Below are 24,166 nucleotides of genomic sequence, written 5' to 3' on the forward strand. Positions count from 1 at the left end.
ATGACAGACGTTAGAAGTGAAATGCTCACGTTTCACCTTTCCCTTCTAGCGATGATATATGATATGACATAATATAATCAACATAACATAAGCCATTCATGTATTTTTTACTTCACAGGCGCCAGGTTAAATTCCCCTGCTTTTATAAGCATATAATCGTAAGCCGCGTCGTAATTGTTTTCTATCTCGCCGTCTAATATCGCATCTTTTATGGCGTTCTTAATATCGCCTACTTTTTTGCAGGGTGCAATACCAAATATGTCCATGATCATTTCGCCGGTAATGGGCGGCTGCCAGTTACGGATCCTGTCTTTCTCTTCCACTTCATGCAATCGCTGCTGCACCATTTCAAAATTATCGAGGTATCGCTTTACCTTTTGCCTGTTTTTTGAAGTGATATCGGCTTTACATAAAGTCATTAATGCTTCAATGTCATCGCCTGCATCAAATAAAAGACGGCGTATGGCAGAATCGGTTATATTTTCTTTCGTAAGGCTGATTGGCCTCAAATGCAGTTCCACCATCTTTTTTACGAAACGCATTTTATTATCCTGCGGAAGCCGCAACCTGGTAAATATTTTGGGAACCATTCTTCCTCCTACCACCTCATGACCATGAAAGGTCCATCCATGCCCTTCTTCAAATTTTTTGGTTGCCGGTTTGCCAATATCATGCAAAACAGCCGCCCATCTCAGCCACAGGTCATCCGTATGTTCGGATATATTGTCTACCACCTGCAGGGTATGATAAAAATTATCCTTATGCCCCAATCCGTCTTTATATTCCGCGCCTGCCAGGTCAACCATCTGGGGGAAAACCCGGTGCATCAGCCCGCTCTTATACAGCAGATCCAACCCAACAGAAGGTTTTTCACTCATCAGTATTTTATTCAGCTCATCGGTTATGCGCTCCTGTGATACAATCTGTATGCGTTCTACATTCTCCCTGATGCCCTGCCAGGTATTATCATCTATAATAAATTGCAACTGCGCAGCAAAACGGATAGCCCGCATCATACGCAAAGGATCGTCGCTAAAGGTTTGAGCGGGATCCAAAGGTGTTTTGATTACCTTATTTTTTATATCTGCTATTCCTCCAAAGGGATCAATAAGCTGGCCATAATCATCTTTATTTAAACTTACAGCCAGCGCGTTAATGGTAAAATCTCTCCTGTTCTGATCATCGGCGAGGGTACCCGGCACTACTTCGGGGTTCCTGGAGTGATAACGATAGCTTTCCTTCCGGGCACCCACAAATTCAATATCAAGCCCGTCTATACGAATATGCGCCGTTCCGTAATTTTTAAAAAAAGCTACTTTGGGTGATGGAGCCAATTGTTTTGCAACTTCATGTGCAAGCGTTATACCATCGCCTACGCAAACAATATCGGCATCGCCTGTTTTACGGCCAATAAGTTTATCGCGTACAAAGCCGCCTATAACGTAGCAGTCTATATGCAGCATTTCGGCCGCATGCGCTATCTTCCTGAAAATGAACCTTTCCTTTTCTGTGCAATTCGTAAACATACAGCACAAAAATAAGAAAGGTTTAAGGTGATGTGTTTATCTTTTTGCCGCAGATCCCCAGGTTTCCTCGCAGCATTTGAGATAGTTTTTTGATTCATCGTCTGTATTTGCCGGAAAAGCTAAGCCTTAAGCTGCCCCTTCTTTTGAAGGAAAGCATCAATAACAGCTTTTACATTAACCAGTTGTCTTTTATGATCAATACGGTTGGCAATTACCGGGTTTACTGTATTCATTACGTGGTAGCTTTGGTGAATGAGGGCTTCAATGGCTTTTGCGCCCTGATCAGATAGCCCGGCTTCTAATACCGCGTTTTCCTCCTGCTGTTCAAAGTCTGTTTCAATATCTTCAAGATCGTCTACAATAAGATAATAGCTGATTAAAGCATACCAGGCCGCTACAAGCCGCTTTTTAACAGCATGGTCAAAATCAAAATAGCACAGGCTGAACAGGTAAGCATCTGCACGGTTGAGCGATTGGTAAGGCATTCCCAATGTTACAGCGGCTTTTTCTTTCTCACCCGAAAAATAATATACCAGATCCTGCAGAAAGGATGGGTTTTTACATTGCGGGCGGGTTAAGGCAACACATTCGGCAATATGTTCTTCAAAATTAATGGCATTGCTTTCGAGCTTCGCCGCACTATGCAATATGTTTTCCAGCAATTGCAGGTGTTGCTCAGAAAGCAGCTCCGACTTGGGAAGTCCCAGCCTGAATTGCATATCCATATACAAGGGGATAAACAAATAGCCGGGCATAGGTACAATATACAGCAGCCTTTTTTTCCAGTACAAATTACCTTCAGGCACCTTCCGGTCGGTTAAAAATTTCCCTATTTCCATATCAACACCATACCCTAACTTAAGATCATCCTTGCTTGTAAACATGCATAAAGCTTTTTTTAGAATGCTGAATGTACTATCAATGCATTTATTAAAAAAATCTACCGGCTTAGCCAGGTCCGGTTTTACATACAACTTAAATCAGCTACGAATGATTCATAAGTTAATTGGGCATCCGGTACAATTCATTTCTTCCCCGCTGCGCCCTTGCATTCAAAGAATCCATCATTGTTTTGAAAATGCCGGTATGCGACCTGTAAAAATCATAGCTCTTTTTAAACTGCGCTTCTGTTACCTTATGCAATAAAAATATCTTCTGGTATTCTTTTTGAATTTCAACCTCTTTATTTTTCGATGAATCTTTGGATACATAGGAATTCACGAACTCTTCGGCCATCGTTATTTCAAAGAGCATATTCCCCATTTCGTGCGGCTCAATAACGCCGGAAGGCACTTTACGCCCGGAACAGCCCGTTAACAGCCATACAGCTACCATTATTATATACCAGCCTGCATTCATTTCAATTCCTGTTTATAAGTACCTGCATTTGCGATGTCTAATCTTTGCAGCAATTCGGATGCCCGCACTCTTTCCTGTGGGGGCGATTTTTTAAACAGCTTCGATAATTCTTCGCTCCTGCCCAGAAAGAAAAACTGCAGGGCCATAAGATTCCGGTTATCGGTGCTCAGTGTATTTAAATGATTCAGCCCGTTAAGAACCTGCTGCCGCGCTTCGTTTTCATCTTCATACATCTTATCCAAACCCATCCGGTAATAAGCATAGTAAGCATCGTGCAGCAATGAATACTTACTGTTGTTGAAATTCTCCGACAGCCAGTAACGGTTACGCTGCCCGTCGAATGCTTTCCATCCTGTAATATTGCGGCCATCGGGAGCGCCCGTTACTATTTGCTGCGCTTTTTTAAAATAGGGATCGCCGCCTCTTGGTGAAAAAGAATCGTAATCCAATCCGAGTATCATATACACATAATAGGCAAATATCGCGGTGAGGTTAGACGCGGCGGGATCGGAGCCCGTTATATTGCTCTCATTAAATTCTACCTGCTGAAATTCGATATATTTAAAGGTTACATCATTATCCTGGAAATTCATCAGGGGTGAAACATAGCTGCTGTTATATACCGGGCGGGCCGCCTGAATGGTTAAAACAGCGCGGTATACATTGGATTCAACATCCTGTGTAACATTTAAAAGAAAATGGCACACTATCTTTTCCTGTTGCCGGTAGCTATCATTTGTCCATTTCCTGTTATTGAGAAAATTGGTTAATGCCGTTTGTAGGGTTTGAAAGGCTTTTTTGTCAACCGAGCTTTTTATTTGCCCCGCCATTACCGACACTTTAGCATTCAGTTCCTGCCCCGAAACACAGCAGGAGAACAGCAGCCCCACCAATAAAATTGAAAGCTTATACATGGATATATTCAATTATATAATCAACAATGTCTTTAGCTACAGCGGCTTTAGATTTCAAATCAAAGTGTTTCTCTCCTCCGTTCCTGTCAAAAACAGTTACCTTATTCGTATCCTTTCCGAAACCTGCGCCGCTATCGCGCAACGAGTTCAGTACAATAATATCTGCGTTTTTTTGCTGTAGCTTGGCCAAAGCATTTTCGCGTTCATTGGTGGTTTCTAATGCAAAGCCAGCCAATACCTGCCTGCCTGTTTTTTTTTGCCCCAGGCTTTTTAAAATATCTGGTGTTTTTTGCAACGCTACCTGCCAGCTTTCTTCCTTTTTCTTTATTTTTTCGGGAGCAACGGCAACCGGTGTGTAGTCGGCTACCGCGGCAGCCATAACGGTGATGTCGGTTTCCTCGAAAACGCTGTGGCAGGCATTGTACATTTCTTCGGCGGTTTGCACATTAATTACATTCAAGCCGTCTAACACAAATGTACCGGGCACGGGGCCTAATACCAAGGTTACCGCCGCTCCGCATTGTAATAATTCCCGTGCAATGGCTACGCCCATCTTTCCACTGGAATGGTTGCCTATGAAACGAACGGGATCAATATGCTCGTAGGTTGGACCTGCCGTAACCAGTGCTTTTTTACCGCTTAACCTTCCGGCACTTTTAAACTGCTGAACAAGGGATGATATTATGGTTTCCGGTTCAGCCATCCTTCCCTCGCCAAATAACCCGCTGGCAAGCTCCCCGTTTGTTACCGGTACAATTATATTTCCATCAGCGGCCAGTGTTTGCAGGTTCCGGTGGGTAGACGGGTGCTTCCACATATCTTCATCCATAGCGGGGGCAAGCATTACCGGGCAGGTAGCGGAAAGATAAACAGCCAGTAATAAATTATCGCAAAGCCCTGCCGTCATTTTGGCAAGCGTATTACAGCTTAAGGGCGCTACCAGCATAATATCGGCCCAGCGGCCCAGCATCACATGGTTGGACCAGGTATCTTCCCTAAAGATATCAATGAGCACGGGATGCTTTGAAAGCGTTGACAGGGTAAGCGGGGAGATAAAGTCTTTTGCGGCTGCCGTCATGATCACTTTTACTTCGGCGCCTTCCTTAATAAGCGCTCTTACAATGAGCGCTGACTTATAGGCAGCAATGCTACCCGTAACACCCAGTACGATTTTTTTTCCCTTTAATAACATTTTAAAAATTCTTGCGGTAAAGATTGCCCCGGTTAACTGTATCACATGCTCCCTAAAAATACAAAAGCGGCAGGTATTAATTGCCGCAAAAGAGTTTAAAAAGAGAGATCCGGTAAAATTTTAACTGAACAGGTCATTATCACTTTTACGATAATAAATTTTATCATCAAAGAATTCCTGCGTGGCCAATAATGCCGGGTTAGGCATTCTTTCATATGCCTTGGATATTTCTATCTGCTCCTTATTTTCATGAATCTCTTCTAAGCTGTCTGTATGGCTGGCAAATTCTTCTAATTTATTATGCAGCTCCTCTTTAAGCGCAATATTGATCTGGTTGGCTCTTTTGCCGATAATGGCAATAGACTCATATAAATTACCTGTTTTATTCTTAATGTCAACCACATTCTTCGTTTCTACTACATTAGTGGTGGTATTTGCACCCCATTGCTTTCTTAATCTGCTCATTGAGAAATAGTTTTTAGATTATTTTGCGACAAAGTTAAGTAACGTTCCGCTTCTTTCAATAGTTTACTTTCAGGAAACCTGTCCTGGAAGTCCTGTGCCTCCTCAATTACCTGTCCATAACGTTCATTTTGCCTGTCTGGTATGCTCATAGCGGCATACCTGTAGTAAGACTTCACTACCCAAAGCTTAAATTCATCTGCATTGGGCGCGTCCGGGTAACTGTTCAGCAAGGTGCTGAAGGAGATGGCTGCCGCCTTGTACTGTCCAAGGTTATAATACAACTCTGCACTGCTGTAATCCTTGGTTATCATCTTACTATAGCATTGTTCAATAATTTCCTGCGCTTCCTTATTCCGCTCCGATCCCGGGTGCGTATTAATGAATGTTTGCATCTGCCCCATTGCTTTAATGGTATTGGTTTGATCCAGTTCAGGCTTGGGTGACTGTTTAAAGTAGCAGAAAGCATGCATGAAATCTACTTCCTCCGCTTTTGCACTATTAGGGAAATATTCGAGGAAGCTCTTAAAAAGATTTTCAGCGCTGATATAATCTTTCAGATAATAGGCGCAGTAAGCAAATTTATAATGGATGTCTTCAAATTTGTTGGAACCCTTGTACACAGGAAATAAATCTTCGTATAACTGCTGTGCAAAGCGGTATTTTTTCTTTACAAAGTATTGATCAGCCATCCGGAGCTTATACTCATAGTCCTTGCTTTTCATTACTTTAGAAAACTTAGAGCAGGAAGAAAGCAAACAAACTGCACCAACCAGCAAAAAAAGGTATTTGATTATTCTCATAAAAGGCGGGCAAAAATAATTGTTTTATAATACAATCCGCGGGAATAAATATAAACTTCTCATATTTAGCAAGACGTTAAGGTATCGATAAAAAAACTGGCTGCAGTTTTTGACTGAGCCAGTTTTTTAAAATTATATTTAATTACTGATTATCAATTTATTATCCTCTCCTTCTCAGGTTAGGATGCGGTGCAGGAACGGTATTCGGACCTTCATCTCCTGTATCTGCAGCCCTGAGATCTACCGTATTACAGTCTCCGCCGATTTCGCCATATTTAAATATTAACCGGTCTGAGCTGATACCCTGTTTTTCCACCAGGTAGTTGATTACCACATTAACCCTGTCCCAGCTTAACTGCTGCGACGATTTGGAAGGTTCGCAGGTATAGCTTGTTACTACCACTTTGCAATTAGGATTCTGGCGCAGGCGTTCTGCCACATTGGCCAGAACAGCTTCTGCGTCGCCGGATATTCTATATACTTTAGCATTAAAGGAGATGCTGGGTAAGTCGCCTATTCCGCAATCGCTACCGCCTCTTTTACCTACATAGCCTTCGAAGCATGATTCGTCGGGACATGGACACTTGCCTACACCATCAGCATCCACCGGCTGGCAAATGGTTGGGGTAATAAGTTCTTTATCTTTATAATCGGGTACGCCGTCGCCATCTGTATCCCTGCTCACCCCATGTGAATCAACCGCTGCGCCGGCAGGTGTATTGGGCTCCATATCAAACTGGTCTGCCACACCATCGCCATCTGAATCATCCAATACGGGCTTGGGTATTTTCATGTGCTTGGGCGAGTTCAGCTCGCTGTATGCATAATCCAGGGGGTTGAGCCACCACAAAGGCTGAACAGCCCTGGAGCCTATATTAATATTTAAGCCTAAACTGGCATAATTATATACGTCATTGCTGGGGGTAAGCACTCTGCCGGTATTAGGATTACCCGGATCACTTACATTTTGCCAGCGAACGCCATCCAGCAGGTCATCGCCTATAAAGGTCAGCCTGTCTTCCAAAGCAAGATTTAGCCTGTCGCTTAATTTAATAGCAACACCGGCTCCAAAAGTTCTGGAGAAACGGAGTGTTTTTCCAAAAAGCTTGGCCCTGGCATTTCCTTCATTTTCTGCAAGTATGTTATAGCTTCCTGCATCTAACAGGTTTTTAACGTCCTTGATGGTTTGCCTTCTTTCTTTATAAACATTGCTAACCCCAATTGTACTGAAATTATACAAAGCGTTAGCATCTGTTGTAACATTGGTTTTCGTTTCATATATGGTAGCGCCTATGCCTGCGAGCGCATATACAACAAAGCCGGTTTTGCCTTTATGGAAGCGTATATTGTTGAAAGTGAATACACCCTGCAGCGACAGATCCTGTACATTGGCTTTGTAATTATCAAAAACAGTTTGCCCGGTACCATAGCCCGCATTACGCCAATGATCAGCAAAGCCGCTGGTGCGTTCTTTCCAGTTTACACCGCTTGCTTTACCATACACATATTCAGCTCTTAAAGAGAACAGGTAACCGAGCGATTTTCTTACATGCACGCCAAATCCGGGTGTAGGGAACTGTGACGCCACATCTCCCAATATATTAAACGTACCCACTTTTACCCCAAGTTCCCACTGGTTTCTTGGTTTTGCGGGAAAATTGTATTGATTATTTAAAAACTCATTATGCTGCCCCAGTCTTTTGGAAGGAATCAGGGAAGAATCTCTCCAGTCATAGCTACCAGTAGTTTCCTGGGCAAACAGGTACGAGGTTAGCAAAGTAAAAATCCCAAGTAGCAATAAATTTCTTCTGGTTGCCATAACGTCTAAAATTAGTGAATGAATACGGTAGTCTTGCAAAAAAGTAATATGCAAAAGTATTGATTGACCCGCAAATACCAAATTTTTTAAAAATAATAAATTACACTGCTAACTTGCAGTGTTTTACCTGTGTATGTAACATACAACTTGTTACAACATTTATGCCTTTTTTTTATAAGATGAATATAGCAAAGAAAATCATAGCGGATGAGTTGGCCATCTTTGAATCAAAGTTCAGGGCATCAGTTAAAAGCAATGTTCCCCTGCTCGACAGGATAATGCAATATATTGTAAAACGCAAGGGAAAACAACTCCGTCCTATGTTTGTGCTGCTTTCGGCCAGGCTTGCCGGGGGGATCAATGACGCTACTTACCGGGCAGCTTCGCTTGTGGAATTATTACACACGGCCACCCTGGTGCACGATGATGTGGTGGATGAATCCTACGAAAGAAGGGGATTTTTTTCTACATACGCGTTGTGGAAAACAAAAGTGTCTGTTTTGGTAGGCGATTATTTGCTGAGCAAAGGACTGCTCTTATCCCTGAACGGGCAGGATTACCGCATACTCCATATTCTTTCCGACGCCGTACGCCAAATGAGCGAGGGAGAGCTGCTGCAAATTGAAAAAGCACGGGGGTTGAATATGGACGAGGATATTTACTTTGAGATCATTAAAACAAAAACAGCTTCATTACTGGCATCAGCCTGCGCCGCAGGAGCATGGTCGGCCGCTGAAAATGAGGATATTACTGAAAAGCTCAGGCAGTTTGGAGAATATACAGGCATGGCTTTTCAAATAAAGGACGACCTTTTTGATTACGGCACCGACAGCATTGGCAAACCAACCGGTAACGATATCAAAGAAAAAAAACTTACCCTTCCTTTAATATATACGCTTAACCATGCGGGTTCCTCAAAACGCAGGGAACTGATATACATCATAAAGAACCAGAACCGCAGAAAAGAAAAAGTGAACTATGTAATTGAAAACGTAAAGCAGGCCGGGGGAATAGAATACGGTATGCAAAAGATGCTCGAATACAGGGACAAGGCCCTTTCCGTATTGCATGAATTTCCCCCTTCGGAAATACGCGATGCATTGGAAGAAATGGTAAATTACACTACAGACAGAAAGCATTAAGCATGTAAAAACACCAAATGGAAAAAAGATGGCATATACTGGAGGCGCCGGAAGGGAAAGCAGCGCAGTTAGCCGATGTCCTTAAAATACATCCCGTGCTTTGCAAAATACTGGTGCAAAGAGGAATAGAAACCTATGAAGCAGCTAAAAGCTATTTCCGTCCGCAATTATCCGGCCTGCATGATCCGTTTTTAATGAAAGACATGTACAGGGCGGTGCAAAGGATAACTGCCGCTTTTGAAAAAAACGAACATATCCTTGTATTTGGCGATTATGATGTGGATGGCACTACAGCGGTTTCCTGCATGTTTCGCTTTCTGCAAAAAATTTATATTCCCGAAAACATCCGGTTTTATATCCCCCACCGCTACCGCGAAGGCTACGGCGTTTCCAAAGAAGGTATTGATTTTGCCGGTGAAAACCATATTACGCTCATTATAGCTTTGGACTGCGGCATTAAATCTGCCGACCTGATCCGTTATGCAAAGTTAAAAGGCATTGATTTTATTGTTTGCGATCACCATTTACCCGATGAAGACCTGCCGCCGGCAGTTGCCATATTAAACCCCAAGCAAAAAGACTGCCCCTATCCTTATAAAGAACTTTGCGGCTGCGGGGTGGGATTTAAGCTCATTTGCGCCTTAAGCAGGCATTTAGGACTCAACGAAGCGGATTGCTTTCATTACCTTGACCTTGTTGCCACTGCCATTGCCGCCGATATTGTGCCCATGACGGGAGAAAACAGGATACTTGCCTATTATGGCGTAAAACAGGTAAATGAAAATCCTTCCCCCGGCATAAAAGCGCTTATTGAATTAAGCGGGCTTCAAAAGTCGGAGATGCATATTAATAACCTCGTTTTTGTTATCGCTCCGCGTATCAATGCGGCAGGGCGCATGGATGATGCCCGGAAAGCCGTTCAGTTGTTTATTGAGGAAGACTATACAAAAGCCATTGAATATGCCGGTATGCTTCACTCCGACAATGACGACAGAAAGGAAGCCGACAGCAGCATTACCGAACAGGCTTTAAGCATTATTGAGAACGATGAGATACTCATACAACGAAAAACAACAGTGGTTTACCAGCCGCACTGGCATAAAGGAGTGGTGGGCATCGTGGCTTCCAGGCTTATTGAAAAATATTACCGTCCTACCGTGGTGCTAACGCAAAGCGGCGAAATAGTGGCCGGCAGCGCCCGGAGTGTGCCCGGCTTTAACCTGTACGAAGCCATCCATGCATGCCGCCAGCATTTATTAGGATATGGCGGACATTTTGCCGCCGCGGGTATGACGATGCTTCCCGGTGAGGTGGAAGCCTTTAGCAGGAAGTTTGAAGAAGTGGTAACCATCCAAATTGAACCCGCGCAACTGGTTCCCGTACTTACCATTGACGCTGCCATTGAGCTCGCCGATATTAAACCCGTTTTTTACAAAATAGTTTCCCAGATGGAGCCTTTCGGTCCAGAAAACCTGCGTCCTGTATTTATATGCCGGAATATTACCGACACCGGTTATTCAAGAGTGGTGAAAGAACAGCATATCAAATTCTCCGTAAAACAAAATAACACCACCATAAGCGGTATAGGGTTTAATATGGCAGATCGTTTTAGCTTACTGCAATCCAAACAACCCGTTGATCTTGTTTTTACTATAAATGAAAACGAATGGAATGGAGAAAAAAGCCTGCAATTAAAAATTATTGATTTCAGACCAGCCCTGAATTGAAAAAGTGGTTTAACTATATAAAGCTTTTCTGGTATTTTTCGGTCAACTGGAACCCTGTGCTTGCCGGCTTTATATTATGGCACGAAGTAAGAGGAGAAAAAAAATACGGGATCGCTACTTCAAAACCCGTTGAGCTATCTGAACTCACGATCACCAACGGCAATCTTTCGCAGTCATCAAGATATGAAGCGGTAAATTATTTTATACTGGAAGCGCTGCTCAGCAGGCTGCGTACCATTGCCGGTGAAACATCATTTACAGACCTCGGCTGCGGAAAAGGCAGGGCAATGGTGGTAGCCGCTCATTACGGATTCACCAAAATTTCGGGCGTTGATTTCGCTAAAGAAGTTTGCAGCGTTGCGGAACAGCATTTACAGCAATTGCGTGTGCAATTTCCACAAATGGAATATGGGCTGCATTGCCAGAACGTGCTTGATTATGATATTCAGCCCAACGAAAGCGTTTTCTTTTTGTTCAATCCTTTCAGTGATGAAATTATCTCCCGCTTTCTTGAAAAGGTTAATATTTCAACAGCCCGGCATCCCCGCACCATTTACTTTTTATACGTGAGCCCAAAGCACGTAGAAACTTTTTTTGAGTTTGAATATGAACCGGTATACCGCAAAAGAAAATTAAAGTGGTTAGATGGTGTTATATTGAAAAAGGAAATGCAGCATCCTGCTTCCGCGGCAATCCTGTAATCCATTGCCTGAAATAATTTTATAACGAAAGCCAAAGCCGGTTAAGTTAAGCGTAAATTATCAAAGATAATAGGGGCTGTCTCAAAAGTAATATTTTGCCACTAAGTCACGAAAACACAAAAAAAATAAAACCTGAAAATCAAGGCTTTGTGCCCTTGTGTCTTAGTGGCATATCTTCTATACCGGTCCTTTTGAGACAGCCTCTATTAAATACGTCACTTAATGATAAACACTAGCTTTCAACAATAATTTTACTTTTCTTATCGCCACCCATCAGCTCCACGCTACGGTTAATAAAATCAGTAAGGCTGTTGCCTTTCAGCAATCCCTGCGACAATAAGGCCAGGTCGGCCAGGTTGTGCACGAATTTTCCTTTTTTGTCTGCATCGGTTTCACTGAGTATTTGCTGAAATACCGCATGATTGCCATTTACCGTAAGCGTTACCTCATCGGGCATAGTAGCATAAAAAGCCGCCATGGGTCCGCCTGCGGCAGCCATATCTTTCATGCGGCGGGTAAACTCCGGCCGGGTAGCCACCACAGGCGGCGCTTCCGGGCTCAAGCCTTTCACTTCAACAGACATGTTAATTTCGGGCATCTTCAGATCAAACAGTTGCTCCAACGCCTTCACCTCATCTTTATTCAACACCGTTTCGTTGTGCTCCTGCTTATCAATAAGGTTATCGGCAATGTCTGCATCAACGCGCGTAAAATGCACGTTTTCCCATTTGTTTTCTACCTGGCTTATAAATGCAGCGTCAACTAAGGTTTCCATTTTCACCACCGTATATCCTTTGGCTTTGGCCTGCCGAACATACGCATCCTGCTGCACAGGGTTGGTGGTATACAATATTACCACCTTGCCGTCTTTATTTTTCTGAAGAACTTCCGTAGCCATTTTGTATTCTTCAAGGGTATAGAACTTTCCTCCTTCCACATCTTCAAAAATGTGAAACGAGTTGGCCCGCTCAAAGAACTTATCGTCGGTCATCATACCATACTTCACAAACAACCCGATATGCTCCCACTTTTCTTCGAATTCCTTTCTATCCTTTTTAAAAATTTCCTCTAATTTATCTGCAACTTTTTTAGTGATATGATTGTTGATTTTCTTAACATTAGGGTCACCCTGCAAATAGCTGCGGCTTACATTGAGCGGTATATCGGGCGAATCAATAACGCCCTGCAGGAGCATCAAAAATTCCGGCACTATATCTTTCACTTCTTCGGTAACAAAAACCTGGTTGCTGTACAACTGTATCTTATCTTTTTGTATTTCATAACTCTGCTTTATTTTGGGGAAATACAAAATTCCGGTAAGGTTAAAAGGATAATCAACATTCAGGTGTATCCAAAATAACGGCGTTTCGTTAAAAGGATATAGCTCCTTATAAAAATTCTGGTAATCTTCAGTAGTAAGGTCAGATGGCTTTTTTGTCCATGCCGGAGTGGTATTATTGACCTGCTTTTCTTCAAAAAATATAGGCACGGGTAAAAACCGGCAAAATTTTTCAAGAATTTGTCTTATCCTGCCCGCTTCCAGAAATTCATTGCTTTCTTCATTAATATGCAACACAATATCAGTACCTCTTTCCATTTTGTCAGCTTCTTCAAGCGTAAACGCCGGGCTGCCATCGCACTCCCATTTTACGGCAGGCTTATCCTGCTGATAAGATTGGGTTATTACCTCCACTTTATCGCTCACCATAAAGGAAGAGTAAAACCCCAGCCCGAAATGACCGATAATATTATTTTCAGCCTGTCCTTTATATTTTTCCAAAAATTCTTCCGCTCCGCTAAATGCCACCTGGTTAAGGTATTTATCTACTTCCGCAGCAGTCATGCCCACGCCTTTATCCGAAATGGTAAGGGTTTTAGCTTCGGCATTGAGCTTCACATCTATACGCAGCTCACCCAGCTCACCCTTAGCTTCGCCGATAGAAGAGAGTGTTTTCAGTTTTTGCGTGGCGTCAACGGCATTACTCACCAGTTCCCTTAAAAAAATATCATGCTCGCTATAAAGAAATTTCTTAATAATGGGAAATATGTTTTCCGTTTGTACCCTGATGTTTCCTTTTTCCATAATGTTTAATCGGTTAAGTGATAAATAGCGTTAAGCACCCGACAAATAAAATGCCATTAGCTGGTTTACTGACAGGTTGGCAATGAGGTGGAAGGCGTAAGGTTTAAGGTCTGCTTGCATGTATTACCCTAAACCCTACACCTTATGCCTTAAACCTTCACAAATAATTCTCCGGATATAACAAAAAAAGCTACCTTCGCACCCCATATTTTTTTTTAACCAAATTTCAGGGTAATGAACAATTATGAATTGATGGTGATTTTTACCCCTGTTCTGAGCGACGAGGAGTTTAAAACGGCTCAGAAAAAATATACTGATCTTATTGCCGAAGCCGGCGGTGAAACGGTGTATTCGAACCCCTGGGGGTTGAAATCACTGGCGTATCCCATCCAGAAAAAAACCACGGGTATTTACTGGGTTGTGGAATTTACTGCGCCATCCACCTTCAATGAAACTTTGAAGATTCAACTGCTTCGTGACGAGCAGGCATTACGTCACATGGTTACCAAACTCGATAAATACGCCGTCGGGTACAATGCCAGAAAGAGAAGTGGTGTAAGTTACAAAAACGAAAAAGCGGAGGCTGAATAGTATGGCAAAAGCTAATGAAATCAAATACCTTACGGCTATCAAAACGGAAAAGCCTAAGAAAAAATTCTGCCGCTTCAAGAAGTACGGTATTAAGTACATTGATTACAAAGACATGGAGTTTTTGAAAAAGTTCCTGAATGAGCAGGGTAAAATGTTACCCCGCCGCATTACCGGTAATTCACTCAAATACCAGCGTAAAGTATCAGAAGCGATAAAGAAAGCCCGTCAAATGGCGCTATTGCCGTATGTAACTGATCTTTTAAAGTAAGGAGGCAATCATGGAAGTAATCTTAATACAAGACGTAGATAACTTAGGTTCAGCCAACGAAAAGGTAAAGGTAAAGAGCGGTTATGCACGCAATTATCTTATCCCCCAGAAATTTGCTATTGAAGCTTCTCCTTCTAACCTTAAGCAGTTGGAAGAAAAGCTGAAGCAGCTAAAGAAGAAGGAAGCAAAATTACTGGCTGAAATTAACCTGGTAATTAGTAAACTTAATGAAAGCCCATTGCGCATTGGAGCCAAAACAGGTACTTCAGGTAAAATTTTCGGTAGCGTAACTACCGTTCAAATTGCCCGTGCCATCCGCGATCAGAAAGGATACGAAATAGACCGCCGCCGCATCCATATTTTGGAAGAGGTAAAGGAGCTGGGATCGTACAAAGCTAAAATTGACTTCGGTAACGGAAATGAAACCGAGTTAAGCTTTGAAGTAGTAGCGGAATAATGCTCATAAGTAATTACCATTAAACGAAGGAGGCTGGCAATAATCAGCCTCCTTTTATATTTATCTTTTATTGCATAACAGGAGTTTTTACTACTAATAGAATTTATATAAATATATTCCATTTTATATGGTATTATTTTGGAAAACATTATCTTCACAATGCAGTAATGCACCATTAGTTCCTATTCTGGCTGGTTTTACGGCTAACCTCCGGTTCTCAGATCATTGTAGCGACTAAGTTTCCATTACTATTTTTTCAATTTTCACTTTTTAAATTTTAGTTACAATGAACCTGTACGTAGGCAACCTCTCCTGGACAATGACAGAGGACGACCTTAGAAATCTATTTGAACAGTATGGTACCGTTAGTTCCATCAAAATTGTTAAAGACCGCGAAACCGGAAGAAGCAAAGGATTTGGATTTGTAGAAATGGAAAATGATACTGAAGCGCAAAATGCGCTCAGCAGCCTTTACGACAAGGAGATACTGGGAAGAAAAATCGTCATCAATGAAGCTCAGGAAAGACCAGCTAAACCAGGCGGTGGCGGCGGTTTTAAAAAGAGAAGCTTTGGCGGCGGAGGCGGCGGTGGCTACAATAAAGGCGGCGGAGGCGGTGGATATCGCGATCGCGACCGTGGTGGCTATAACAAAAGAGATTATAACAACGAATATTAAATAATACCTGTTCACCTCATTTATTTTAAAAATCCCGAAAACTTCGGGATTTTTTTATTTCCTGTATTTAACCAATACGAGCGATTACCCTGTAATTATCACATGCGAATTAATCGGAGATTTATATTTTAAGGTATAGCTTTTGATTTACCAGGGGTTATGTAACTTACGGCGGCCGCTATATATATAATGAGCTTAATATTTAAACCAGGAAGCATTAATGGTTACTATCATCATACCCACACTGAATGAAGCAGAAACAATTGGCAACATCGTACGATTTTGTCTGAACAATGTATTGGCAGGAGAGGTAATTGTGGTTGATGACAATTCTGACGATGAAACGGTTGCCATAGCACTGGCTGCCGGCGCCAAAGTTATCAATAGTAAAATAAAGGGAAAAGGCATATCTATGAAGGAAGGCATTCAAAAGGCAGCACATGAAATCCTGCTTTTCCTCGACGGAGATATAGACCCTTACCCTGAAGATACCATTAACCTGCTGGCTACGCCTTTAATAAATGACGAAGCAGATTTTGTGAAAGCTACATTTGCCAGAAATGCAGGAAGGGTAACAGAACTGGTAGCCAAACCTTTACTTAATATATATTACCCTGGCTTATCCGGCTTTTCGCAGCCACTGAGCGGAATGATCGCCGGAAGAAAAAAATTCTTTAACAGGATTGAGTTCTTTAATGATTACGGCGTAGATATAGGTATTTTAATTGATATGTACCTGATGAAGGCCAGGATCAAAGAAGTTAATATCGGCTATATAGAAAATAAGAGCAAGCCCTGGGAAAGCCTTGGGAAAATGAGCAAGGAGGTATCCCGGGCCATTATTGCCAAGGCACAACCGCAATCAGAATTTAACATGCCCGAAGAAGAGATATCTTCTATAGAAACGATCCAGCGGGAAATGCATAATACCCTGAAAGAAGATCTTTCGCGGTATCATAAGCTCATTGTATTTGACCTGGATGACATCATTTTTAATGGCCGTTTTATTGATGAATGCGCCGCTGCTTTTGGATTTACACGCCAGTTGGAAGAGCTGAGATTTAATGAAAAGGATCCTATCATTCTTACCAAACGCATAGGACTGTTGCTGAAAGGTAAAACAATGGATGACCTGCTTAATATTGTGTCGGATATAGAAATGGTAAAAGATATTCAGGCTGTAGTACAGGCATTGAAAGAAAAAGAATACATCGTGGGTGTTATCAGCCATAGTTACCTGCTCATTGCCAATTATGTACGTCAGAATATTGGCGGCGACTTTTCCTATGCCAACCAGCTCGATTTTTATGAAGGAAAGGCTACAGGTGAAGTAAATATGCCTTCCTATTTCTTTGCTTCTCCCGAAAGCATTTGCGGACATGCCTACTGCAAAACGAACGCATTACAATACGCTTGTGATAAATATAATGTATTATTAAAAAATTGTATAGTTGTGGGCGATGACCGGGAAGACAGGTGCATTCTGACACATGCCGGTAAAGGCGTTGCTTTTTGCACAAGCGATGAATTATTGGAAAAAATTGCCTATATTACCATTAAAGAAAAATCCTTTAAACCCTTGCTGAACATAGCCTGAGGTGCTTTTCCATATCCATGTTGAAAACTTTAAAATTTAAAACCTTTTACTATGCAAAACAAACTGTACAACATTCTGGTTCCGGTTGATTTTACGGCCAAAAACAAATGGGCCATTACCAAAGCCATTGAGCTGGCTAATAATTTTAATTGTAATATTCACCTGGTACACGTTGTTTTTAAGCCTGTTTTCCCGTTAATACCCATAGATGCCAGCCGCTTTACGCCATACGCATCGCATATTAATATGCAGGCCTGCCGTGAGAAGCTTGCCACATTAAAAGCCGCTTATAAGAGCCAGCTTTGCGGAGACGGCGAGATCGAGATCAGCCTTTTGCAGGGTCACCCGCAGGCGCAGCTCAAACAATACATTGAATCGTATAACATGGACATGGTGGTGCTTGGCCTGTCGAAATTTAATTTGCTGGAAAGAATTATATCCTCCATCTCCATAAGCCTGCTGGCCCGCAAAACCAATATTCCCATACTGGCGGTCAGGTCCAGCGGCCTGGTGAGCCATTTCAAAAAAATAGTTTTACCCCTCCATAATGATATCCCGGTTGAAAGGATTAAACTGGCTACCATGCTGGCGCGTTCCTTCAAATCAACCGTTTACCTCGTATCACTAAGAAGTTATATCAGCCACAGCGAAAACAATATATTGGATAAAACGCTCGAGCTGGTACAAAGCGTTTCTACCATCCCAGTTCAATGTTTTTTGTTGGAAGGAAAGAACTTAGCCAAGAGCACACTTGATTTTTCAAAACGAATTAATGCTGATCTTATCCTGGGGCAGTCTGTAAAAGAGTTTCGCTTACCCGGTTTATGGAACAGGATCACGAATAAGTTATTATCCTATGCTTCAAAAATACCCGTATTAACTTTTGATAAAGCTACAGAACAGGTATAAACAGGGGAAACAAAGCCAAACACATTCCGTACCTCTCTCCCTTTCTCTTATTTTTTTCCCAGTTCTATAACTTCGCAATCCTTCATCGTATTACCATCAATTGCCAGCCGTACGATCGTCCTTACCTTTTGCCAGCCCTGCCTGCCCGCTGCTCCCGGGTTAATATGCAGACAATTGACCTGGTCATCATAGATTATCTTTAAAATATGCGAGTGTCCACTAATAAATAATGTAGATCCTGCCTGCACGATCTCCTTTTTTACGCCCGGCGCATACCTTCCAGGGTAACCGCCGATATGCTGCATAAAAACATGCACCTGCTCTACCGTAAAATGAAGCTTTTCAGGATACCTGTTGCTTATATCCTGCGTGTCAATATTACCATATACGCCCCGAAGTGGTTTAAACGCTTTCAACCTGTCTGCAACAGCGTTTCCTCCAAAGTCGCCGGCATGCCATATTTCATCGCAATGTTCAAAATGAGCCAGTATGCTTTCATCAAGGTAGCCATGGGTATCAGACAGTATACCAATTTTTTTCATGTATCATTGCACATTATTTCCGTAAATATAGGTGTTGTTATTTGATATTGCCGCCAACGCTCAACCCACTGGGCACGGCATCCGGTATTTTCCTGTCATACTTATCATCATTGAGCGTGTTTAAAAACTCAACAATGCGGGGGATATTTTTGAACGCTACCCTGGTTTGAATAGCCAGCGTATCCAACTGTTCTTTTTTTATATTTGCATTGGGCAACGCCTTACCGTGCAGGTCTTCGTAAAAAGTTAATACCTGTTCCAGTGTTTTTAACTTGCCGCTATGCATATACGGCGCCGAAAACCGTAAATTCCTCAGCGTTGGCGTGCGGAAAGCAAAGCTGTTATTGACCCCGGAATCAATTATTCCCAGCTTTTCATTATCCGCAACACCCAGCACATGGGGCTTAAAATCGGAAAGCATAGGTCCGTTATGGCAACGGGCACATCCCGACTCCATGAACAATTGCATTCCCTCTTTTTCAGATTGGGTTAATGCGGCGGGATTACCGCGCATAAATTCATCAAACCTGGAATTGTTGGCCACTAAAGAGCGCTGGAAGCTGGCTAATGCCTTTCCCAGGTTTGTTTCCGTTATAGCCTCCTCCTCTTCATTAAAGGCTACTTTAAACAGCCGCTTATATTCAGGGATAGCCTTTAATCTTTTAACAACTACCTGCAAAATATCGTGTTCTCCGATATGCCGGCCCCGCATTTCCTCCAACTGCTTAATAGGCTGCAACGCCTGCACCTCCAGGCTGTTCACTCTGGAATCCCAGAACATGGGTGCTTCTTCAGGCATATAGTTGCCATTTACATCAATACCGTTAAACGCGGTATTTACCAAAGCCGGCGCGTTTCTTTTGGAAAATGGGATATCATTGGGCTGAACAAAATGCCGTTCAGACCCAAATCCCCTTCCATTTACACCAATTGGCAGCTCAAGGCTTTCGGCATAACCAAATTCGGGATGGTGGCAGGAAGCGCAGGAAACGTCTTTATTGCCCGAAAGAATGGGGTCATAAAAAAGCAGGCGGCCCAATTCTACTTTCTCTTCCGTTATGGGATTGTCTGCTGGCGAAGCGTAGGATAAAGGGAGCGCTGAAACAGAGCCTAAATCGGCCGGCTTTGCTTTGGGCACCGGTAGTATTTTCTTTTGATTATCCTGTTCCCTGCAAGCCTGTATAAACAGCACTCCCAAGCCAATAAACAGGAAAATTGAAAAAATTGCAGTCCGGCGCACTCTCTAAAATATTTTTTATAAAGCTAATGATAATAAAGGATAAAATCATCCTCTATTCACCCGGATTTTTGTTCAGAAAACCTGTTTTGATAAGTGATAATAAAAAATACTCTATAGATTCACACAGATTTCTGTGTTTCTACCGTGCCCAGTACTTTTATTTGAACACATAGGAGGGTCATAGGTACATATAGGGATTTGCTTTTTGCTATTGTGTTCCTATATTCCTATTGTCCTATGTGGTTTTATCATACCTCGTATTTTTTATTGGAACACATAGGATCATAGGTACATAGTTGCACACAGGGATTTACTTTCCTCTATTGTGTTCCTATGTGCCTAATGTGCCTATGTGGTTTACCATAACCGTGTTTTTTTATTGGAACACATAGGATCATAGGAGACACATAGTTGCACAGAGGGATTTGCTTTTTGCTATTGTGTTCCTATGTGCCTATGTGGTTTTATCATACCCCTTATTTTTATTGGAACACATAGGATCATAGGTACATAGTTACACATAGGAATTTGCTTTTCTATTGTGTTCCTACCTCTTCTGTTTCATTATTATCATCGGGCATTACCACAGGTTCGCTTCGTCTTTCGCCAATTTGCTGCCGCCACATGGCATAGTACAATCCTTTTTTTTCTACCAGGAAATCATGACTGCCCGACTCAGTAACCTTTCCTCTTTCCAGCACATAAATCGTATCGGCATGCATAATGGTGGACAGCCTGTGTGCTATTAAAATTGTAATCGGGTCTCTTTGCGCGGATATGGATTTGATGGTTTCCGTGATGGCTTCTTCGGTAAGGGAGTCCAGCGCGGAGGTAGCTTCATCAAAGATCAGCAGCCGCGGATGCCGCAACAACGCCCTGGCAATGGCGATACGCTGCTTTTCGCCGCCCGACAATTTCATACCGCTTTCGCCTAAAACCGTGTCTATTCCCTTCCCGGAACGGGCCAGCATGCCATCGCAGGAAGCTTGGTGCAAAGCGTGTAATATTTCTTCATCGGTTGCACCGGGTTTTACAAACAGTAAATTTTCTTTTATGGTTCCAAAAAACAATTGCGTGTCCTGCGTTACAAATCCAATCTGGCGGCGCATTTCATTATAGCGGATCTGAGCTGACGGGATATTATTAAAATAGATACCGCCTTTTACAGGCCGGTACAAGCCCACCAATAGTTTCACCAGGGTAGATTTGCCGGATCCTGAAGGACCAACGAACGCGATGGTATCACCACTTTTCAGCTCAAAAGAAATATCATCAATAGCGTTTACCGAAGCGCTGGCATGGCGAAACACCACATGCTCAAAACGCATGGACTCTAACGGGCCAATAGCAACCGGCTCCTCGGGCCTGGCTTCCACCGGCTTTTTCATCAGTTTGTCAAAATTCATGATAGACGCCTCGGCCTCGCGGTACGAAAGAATGATATTGCCCAGGTCTTGCAGCGGCCCAAAAATAGTAGTGGAAATGAATTGCATACTGATCAGTTCACCCGTAGTGAGCACATGCCGGAAGATGAGCCATAATAAAATAAACAAAATAGACTGTCGTAATAAAGTGAGCGCCGAGCTTTGCAAAAAGCTGAGCATCCGTACTTTTTTCACTTTCTGTATCTCTAAGTCGAATATTTTTTTTGTATGATCTCTCAGCCTTCTTATTTCGGGATAGGTAAGTCCGAGGCTTTTAACCAGTTCAATATTACGGAGCGATTCGGTGATGGCGCCCGACATTTGGTTGGTTTCACGGTTGATAGAGCGCTGGAGGGTTTTTATTTTCCTGCTCAGCAGCCCGGTTAGCCCGCCCAATACCACTACGCCAATAACAAAAACCGGTATCAGCAGCCAGTGTTTGGTAATGGCATACCATATTAAAAAGCCAATGCCGATGAGCGAAGAAAAAAGGATATTGATAAATGCATTGATGAACCGTTCGGTATCGGTTCTTACTTTTTGCAGCACGGAAAGCGTTTCCCCGCTTCTTTGTCCTTCAAATTCCTGGAAGGAAAGGCGGAGGGTTTGTTTTAGCCCGTCGTTGAATATCTGCATGCCAAATTTTTGCACTGCAAGGCGCATCACATAATCCTGTAGGGTTTTGGCAAGCCGTGCCAGGAGTGCTATGGCAACAGCCACCAGCAGCCAGAAGGTTACGCCGCTCACTAATTCTTTTTCTGTTTTGCTGCCCGGGCTGGTAGCGTAATCGTCAATGATTTTTCCAAAGATCAGCGGGTCAACCAAAGTAAGCAACTGCGCTACGCCGGCTAATAAAAGCGCAAGTGCAATAAGCCAGCGATGCGGTTTGAGATAATACCAGAGTATATTCATTGGTCTGATTTCGTTTGACAAAACAGCTATGCTAATGAAATTAGGAAAATAAACCAAAAGATGGAAAATGAGTTGGAAGGATACAAACCTTTTTCGCGGGACACAGGGGCCGGGGGGCATAAAAATGCTGAAAGATCTTTGTGACTTTTTGGACAGAGCGGAGAAGGGTGATTGGAGAGGTTGAGCAGCATATTGCGAAGTTGAAAATTAAACATCGGTAAATAAAAGCCATTTCCAGGCGGGGATGATTTTAATATTCACCCCATCCAAAACAAAATCATCTTCTTCATCTGCACAGATTATCCAGGCCTGTTGACTCTTTGAATAAGCGCAGGCTTTAAGTAATCCTTTCAATTCCCTGTCTTTGGTGCCGATGCCTGATAAGGACCAACAAACCTGTACGGGAATTAATTTTTCTTCATGTGTTTGCACTATAAAGTCACATTCTGAAGTTCCGTCTTTGTAGTAAAAGACATTATTGTTATACACATTACCATATTTTCGGTATAGTTCCCAAAAGACCAGATTTTCCAGTAATAGTCCTTTGTTGGAAGTGTACTGGATTGTAATGGCATTCAATAAGCCATTATCTATCCAGTATATTTTTTTATCCGACTTGTCTGATTTGAGTAATGAATGGTCAAACTTACTGATCCGCTTGAATAAATACGCATTTTCGGCCATGTCCATGACTTCATACAGGCTGTTAAGCGAAGCAGTATAACCTTGCGACTTTATCTGATTAAATAATCTCCTTATGCTTACCGTTTTCCCGATAGTGGTGGTGGCATGCCGATATAAGGCCCTGAGATAACTATAATTAGATAATTGATTGTATTCCACGATATCCCTCAGCAGCATGGCATTATAATATTCCTGGAGATACGACATGTGCAAAAAATTATCATCCAGGGTTACCGTTTCAGGGAATCCCCCATAGACTAAATATTTTTGAAAAGCAACAATAGTTTGTGTTTTTGCTTTACCATACTTACCGGTTTGCACACCGCTAAAATGGCAATATTCCCGAAAAGAGAGTGGCAGAAGCTCCCTTGCCAGGCTTCTTCCTCTCATTACAGATTTTACTTTGGTGTGAAGTACGGCACTGTTACTTCCCGTAAACCATATCTTCTTAGTGAGGGTTTCATTGATCCTGTTCAAAAACTTTTCCCAACCCGGTGCAGCCTGTACTTCGTCAAAGAAAAACCGGACATCTTGCAGGTTTAGATTTGGATAAAGCTCGGTTTGCGCCTGCAGGATTAAATCCAGGTCCTCCGCCCGGAATTGCAACCTTTCGTCTTCAAAATTAAAATAAAGGATCTGCCCGTCTGCAAGCTGTTCCTTTTGTTTCAATTCATGCATGGTTAAAAACATGGCGGAAGTTTTTCCTACCCGTCTCGGTCCGATGATTACCTGAATTTTTTCTAAATCCGGCAGGATGCCCGTATCTCTTATAATTAATTTCCCAAAGTATTCATTATCTGTATATTCCGATAATATTTCTTTTATTTTGTCTTTCATACAAAGACAAAATTAATAAAAATTTCGTTATTATAATGACAATAATTTAGTTTTTGTCTTTATTATAGAGATAATTTTAAAAAGGAGATTTTTAAAGAGTTCCAATTTTAAGTTGAATTTCGGATAGGATAAGCATGTTATTCCTACCTCATTTGCCAACGCTACAGATGACATTCCTTTCTTTTTAGAGACTATACTTTACAGGTATAAAAAAAACAGCGCTGTAAAGAATGCAGCGCTGTTGCGTTTAAAGATGATTACCGGATAACAAAACTAATCCCAACCAAATATTTGTTTCAGA

22 protein-coding genes are annotated in these 24,166 nt (G+C 42.3%); 9 read left to right on the top strand and 13 right to left on the bottom strand.

All coding sequences use genetic code 11. The features are described from left to right. Positions 1–107 precede the first annotated feature (107 nt). The 8 genes from PLE34_RS17925 to PLE34_RS17960 all read right to left on the bottom strand — a co-directional run bounded on the left by PLE34_RS17925 (position 108) and on the right by PLE34_RS17960 (position 8,075). The gene (locus tag PLE34_RS17925) at positions 108–1,526 is read right to left on the bottom strand and encodes a CCA tRNA nucleotidyltransferase (protein WP_324559175.1); all 1,419 of its coding nucleotides are present in this window, start codon (positions 1,524–1,526) and stop codon (positions 108–110) included. Positions 1,527–1,645: 119 nt separating this feature from the next. Continuing rightward, a complete protein-coding gene (locus PLE34_RS17930) occupies positions 1,646–2,410 on the bottom strand; it encodes a hypothetical protein (RefSeq protein ID WP_324559176.1) in 765 nt (254 codons plus the stop codon). Between the two features lie 118 nt (positions 2,411–2,528). Then, a complete protein-coding gene (locus PLE34_RS17935; RefSeq protein ID WP_324559177.1) occupies positions 2,529–2,885 on the bottom strand; it encodes a DUF4296 domain-containing protein in 357 nt (118 codons plus the stop codon). Continuing rightward, complete coding sequence (gene porD, locus PLE34_RS17940) at positions 2,882–3,799, bottom strand: type IX secretion system protein PorD (RefSeq protein ID WP_324559178.1); 918 nt, start codon at positions 3,797–3,799, stop codon at positions 2,882–2,884. The genes PLE34_RS17935 and porD overlap by 4 nt, the downstream gene beginning before the upstream one ends. Continuing rightward, entirely contained in the window at positions 3,792–4,991 is a 1,200-nt protein-coding gene (coaBC, locus tag PLE34_RS17945) for a bifunctional phosphopantothenoylcysteine decarboxylase/phosphopantothenate--cysteine ligase CoaBC (RefSeq protein ID WP_324559179.1), read from the bottom strand. Before coaBC ends, porD begins: the two co-directional genes overlap by 8 nt. Positions 4,992–5,111: 120 nt before the next feature. Next, positions 5,112–5,456: a DNA-directed RNA polymerase subunit omega gene (locus tag PLE34_RS17950; RefSeq protein ID WP_324559180.1), complete on the bottom strand. Its 345-nt coding sequence runs from the start codon at positions 5,454–5,456 to the stop codon at positions 5,112–5,114. Beyond that, entirely contained in the window at positions 5,453–6,256 is an 804-nt protein-coding gene (locus PLE34_RS17955; RefSeq protein WP_324559181.1) for an outer membrane protein assembly factor BamD, read from the bottom strand. The genes PLE34_RS17950 and PLE34_RS17955 overlap by 4 nt, the downstream gene beginning before the upstream one ends. 160 nt (positions 6,257–6,416) lie before the next feature. Next, the gene (locus PLE34_RS17960; RefSeq protein WP_324559182.1) at positions 6,417–8,075 is read right to left on the bottom strand and encodes an OmpA family protein; all 1,659 of its coding nucleotides are present in this window, start codon (positions 8,073–8,075) and stop codon (positions 6,417–6,419) included. A gap of 161 nt (positions 8,076–8,236) precedes the next feature. On the opposite strand from PLE34_RS17960, the gene PLE34_RS17965 reads away from it, so the two are divergent. The 3 genes from PLE34_RS17965 to PLE34_RS17975 are packed head-to-tail and all read left to right on the top strand — an operon-like array spanning position 8,237 to position 11,645. Further along, entirely contained in the window at positions 8,237–9,217 is a 981-nt protein-coding gene (locus PLE34_RS17965) for a polyprenyl synthetase family protein (protein WP_324559183.1), read from the top strand. A 17-nt stretch (positions 9,218–9,234) separates the two neighbouring features. Next, entirely contained in the window at positions 9,235–10,944 is a 1,710-nt protein-coding gene (gene recJ, locus PLE34_RS17970; protein ID WP_324559184.1) for a single-stranded-DNA-specific exonuclease RecJ, read from the top strand. Then, positions 10,941–11,645, top strand: coding sequence for a methyltransferase domain-containing protein (locus PLE34_RS17975; protein ID WP_324559185.1), 705 nt, complete (start codon positions 10,941–10,943; stop codon positions 11,643–11,645). Before recJ ends, PLE34_RS17975 begins: the two co-directional genes overlap by 4 nt. A 232-nt stretch (positions 11,646–11,877) precedes the next feature. On the opposite strand, the gene htpG is transcribed toward PLE34_RS17975, so the two are convergent. Beyond that, positions 11,878–13,728 (bottom strand): molecular chaperone HtpG, encoded by a 1,851-nt coding sequence (htpG, locus tag PLE34_RS17980; protein ID WP_349770553.1) that lies wholly within the window; start codon positions 13,726–13,728, stop codon positions 11,878–11,880. A gap of 234 nt (positions 13,729–13,962) precedes the next feature. Between htpG and rpsF the strand changes: the two genes are divergently transcribed. The 6 genes from rpsF to PLE34_RS18010 all read left to right on the top strand — a co-directional run bounded on the left by rpsF (position 13,963) and on the right by PLE34_RS18010 (position 18,226). Further along, a complete protein-coding gene (rpsF, locus tag PLE34_RS17985; protein WP_324559186.1) occupies positions 13,963–14,319 on the top strand; it encodes a 30S ribosomal protein S6 in 357 nt (118 codons plus the stop codon). 1 nt (position 14,320) lies between these two features. Beyond that, entirely contained in the window at positions 14,321–14,587 is a 267-nt protein-coding gene (gene rpsR / locus PLE34_RS17990; protein ID WP_324559187.1) for a 30S ribosomal protein S18, read from the top strand. A gap of 10 nt (positions 14,588–14,597) precedes the next feature. Next, complete coding sequence (rplI, locus tag PLE34_RS17995) at positions 14,598–15,044, top strand: 50S ribosomal protein L9 (RefSeq protein WP_324559188.1); 447 nt, start codon at positions 14,598–14,600, stop codon at positions 15,042–15,044. A 286-nt stretch (positions 15,045–15,330) separates the two neighbouring features. Continuing rightward, positions 15,331–15,720 (top strand): RNA-binding regulator, encoded by a 390-nt coding sequence (rbp, locus tag PLE34_RS18000; RefSeq protein ID WP_324559189.1) that lies wholly within the window; start codon positions 15,331–15,333, stop codon positions 15,718–15,720. Between the two features lie 220 nt (positions 15,721–15,940). Beyond that, complete coding sequence (locus PLE34_RS18005; RefSeq protein ID WP_324559190.1) at positions 15,941–17,317, top strand: glycosyltransferase; 1,377 nt, start codon at positions 15,941–15,943, stop codon at positions 17,315–17,317. A gap of 51 nt (positions 17,318–17,368) precedes the next feature. After that, entirely contained in the window at positions 17,369–18,226 is an 858-nt protein-coding gene (locus PLE34_RS18010; RefSeq protein ID WP_324559191.1) for a universal stress protein, read from the top strand. A 47-nt stretch (positions 18,227–18,273) separates the two neighbouring features. Here the strand turns inward: PLE34_RS18010 and PLE34_RS18015 are convergent, their stop codons facing one another. From PLE34_RS18015 to PLE34_RS18030, 4 genes are all read right to left on the bottom strand, one after another. Beyond that, on the bottom strand, positions 18,274–18,768 hold the full coding sequence (locus PLE34_RS18015; RefSeq protein WP_324559192.1) for a metallophosphoesterase family protein: 495 nt from the start codon (positions 18,766–18,768) through the stop codon (positions 18,274–18,276). A gap of 37 nt (positions 18,769–18,805) precedes the next feature. Next, complete coding sequence (locus tag PLE34_RS18020) at positions 18,806–19,906, bottom strand: cytochrome-c peroxidase (RefSeq protein ID WP_324559193.1); 1,101 nt, start codon at positions 19,904–19,906, stop codon at positions 18,806–18,808. A gap of 638 nt (positions 19,907–20,544) precedes the next feature. After that, positions 20,545–22,344 (bottom strand): ABC transporter ATP-binding protein, encoded by a 1,800-nt coding sequence (locus PLE34_RS18025; protein ID WP_324559194.1) that lies wholly within the window; start codon positions 22,342–22,344, stop codon positions 20,545–20,547. A gap of 207 nt (positions 22,345–22,551) precedes the next feature. Beyond that, positions 22,552–23,865 carry an ATP-binding protein gene (locus PLE34_RS18030; RefSeq protein WP_324559195.1) on the bottom strand — a complete coding sequence of 438 codons (1,314 nt, stop codon included), beginning with the start codon at positions 23,863–23,865 and terminating at the stop codon, positions 22,552–22,554. Between the last annotated feature and the right edge of the window lie 301 nt (positions 23,866–24,166).

Origin of the sequence: Agriterribacter sp., assembly GCF_035445465.1 — a bacterium.
Lineage (GTDB): Bacteria > Bacteroidota > Bacteroidia > Chitinophagales > Chitinophagaceae > Agriterribacter.

Bases quoted from the DNA above. Each gene is read 5' to 3' on its own strand.
- coaBC (WP_324559179.1), bottom strand. From the start codon at position 4,991: ATGTTATTAAAGGGAAAAAAAATCGTACTGGGTGTTACGGGTAGCATT.
- rpsF (WP_324559186.1), top strand. From the start codon at position 13,963: ATGAACAATTATGAATTGATGGTGATTTTTACCCCTGTTCTGAGCGAC.
- htpG (WP_349770553.1), bottom strand. From the start codon at position 13,728: ATGGAAAAAGGAAACATCAGGGTACAAACGGAAAACATATTTCCCATT.
- recJ (WP_324559184.1), top strand. From the start codon at position 9,235: ATGGAAAAAAGATGGCATATACTGGAGGCGCCGGAAGGGAAAGCAGCG.
- PLE34_RS17925 (WP_324559175.1), bottom strand. From the start codon at position 1,526: ATGTTTACGAATTGCACAGAAAAGGAAAGGTTCATTTTCAGGAAGATA.
- PLE34_RS18025 (WP_324559194.1), bottom strand. From the start codon at position 22,344: ATGAATATACTCTGGTATTATCTCAAACCGCATCGCTGGCTTATTGCA.
- PLE34_RS17935 (WP_324559177.1), bottom strand. From the start codon at position 2,885: ATGAATGCAGGCTGGTATATAATAATGGTAGCTGTATGGCTGTTAACG.
- rplI (WP_324559188.1), top strand. From the start codon at position 14,598: ATGGAAGTAATCTTAATACAAGACGTAGATAACTTAGGTTCAGCCAAC.
- PLE34_RS17960 (WP_324559182.1), bottom strand. From the start codon at position 8,075: ATGGCAACCAGAAGAAATTTATTGCTACTTGGGATTTTTACTTTGCTA.
- PLE34_RS18030 (WP_324559195.1), bottom strand. From the start codon at position 23,865: ATGAAAGACAAAATAAAAGAAATATTATCGGAATATACAGATAATGAA.
- PLE34_RS17950 (WP_324559180.1), bottom strand. From the start codon at position 5,456: ATGAGCAGATTAAGAAAGCAATGGGGTGCAAATACCACCACTAATGTA.
- rbp (WP_324559189.1), top strand. From the start codon at position 15,331: ATGAACCTGTACGTAGGCAACCTCTCCTGGACAATGACAGAGGACGAC.
- PLE34_RS18010 (WP_324559191.1), top strand. From the start codon at position 17,369: ATGCAAAACAAACTGTACAACATTCTGGTTCCGGTTGATTTTACGGCC.
- PLE34_RS17930 (WP_324559176.1), bottom strand. From the start codon at position 2,410: ATGTTTACAAGCAAGGATGATCTTAAGTTAGGGTATGGTGTTGATATG.
- rpsR (WP_324559187.1), top strand. From the start codon at position 14,321: ATGGCAAAAGCTAATGAAATCAAATACCTTACGGCTATCAAAACGGAA.
- porD (WP_324559178.1), bottom strand. From the start codon at position 3,799: ATGTATAAGCTTTCAATTTTATTGGTGGGGCTGCTGTTCTCCTGCTGT.
- PLE34_RS18015 (WP_324559192.1), bottom strand. From the start codon at position 18,768: ATGAAAAAAATTGGTATACTGTCTGATACCCATGGCTACCTTGATGAA.
- PLE34_RS18005 (WP_324559190.1), top strand. From the start codon at position 15,941: ATGGTTACTATCATCATACCCACACTGAATGAAGCAGAAACAATTGGC.
- PLE34_RS17955 (WP_324559181.1), bottom strand. From the start codon at position 6,256: ATGAGAATAATCAAATACCTTTTTTTGCTGGTTGGTGCAGTTTGTTTG.
- PLE34_RS17965 (WP_324559183.1), top strand. From the start codon at position 8,237: ATGCCTTTTTTTTATAAGATGAATATAGCAAAGAAAATCATAGCGGAT.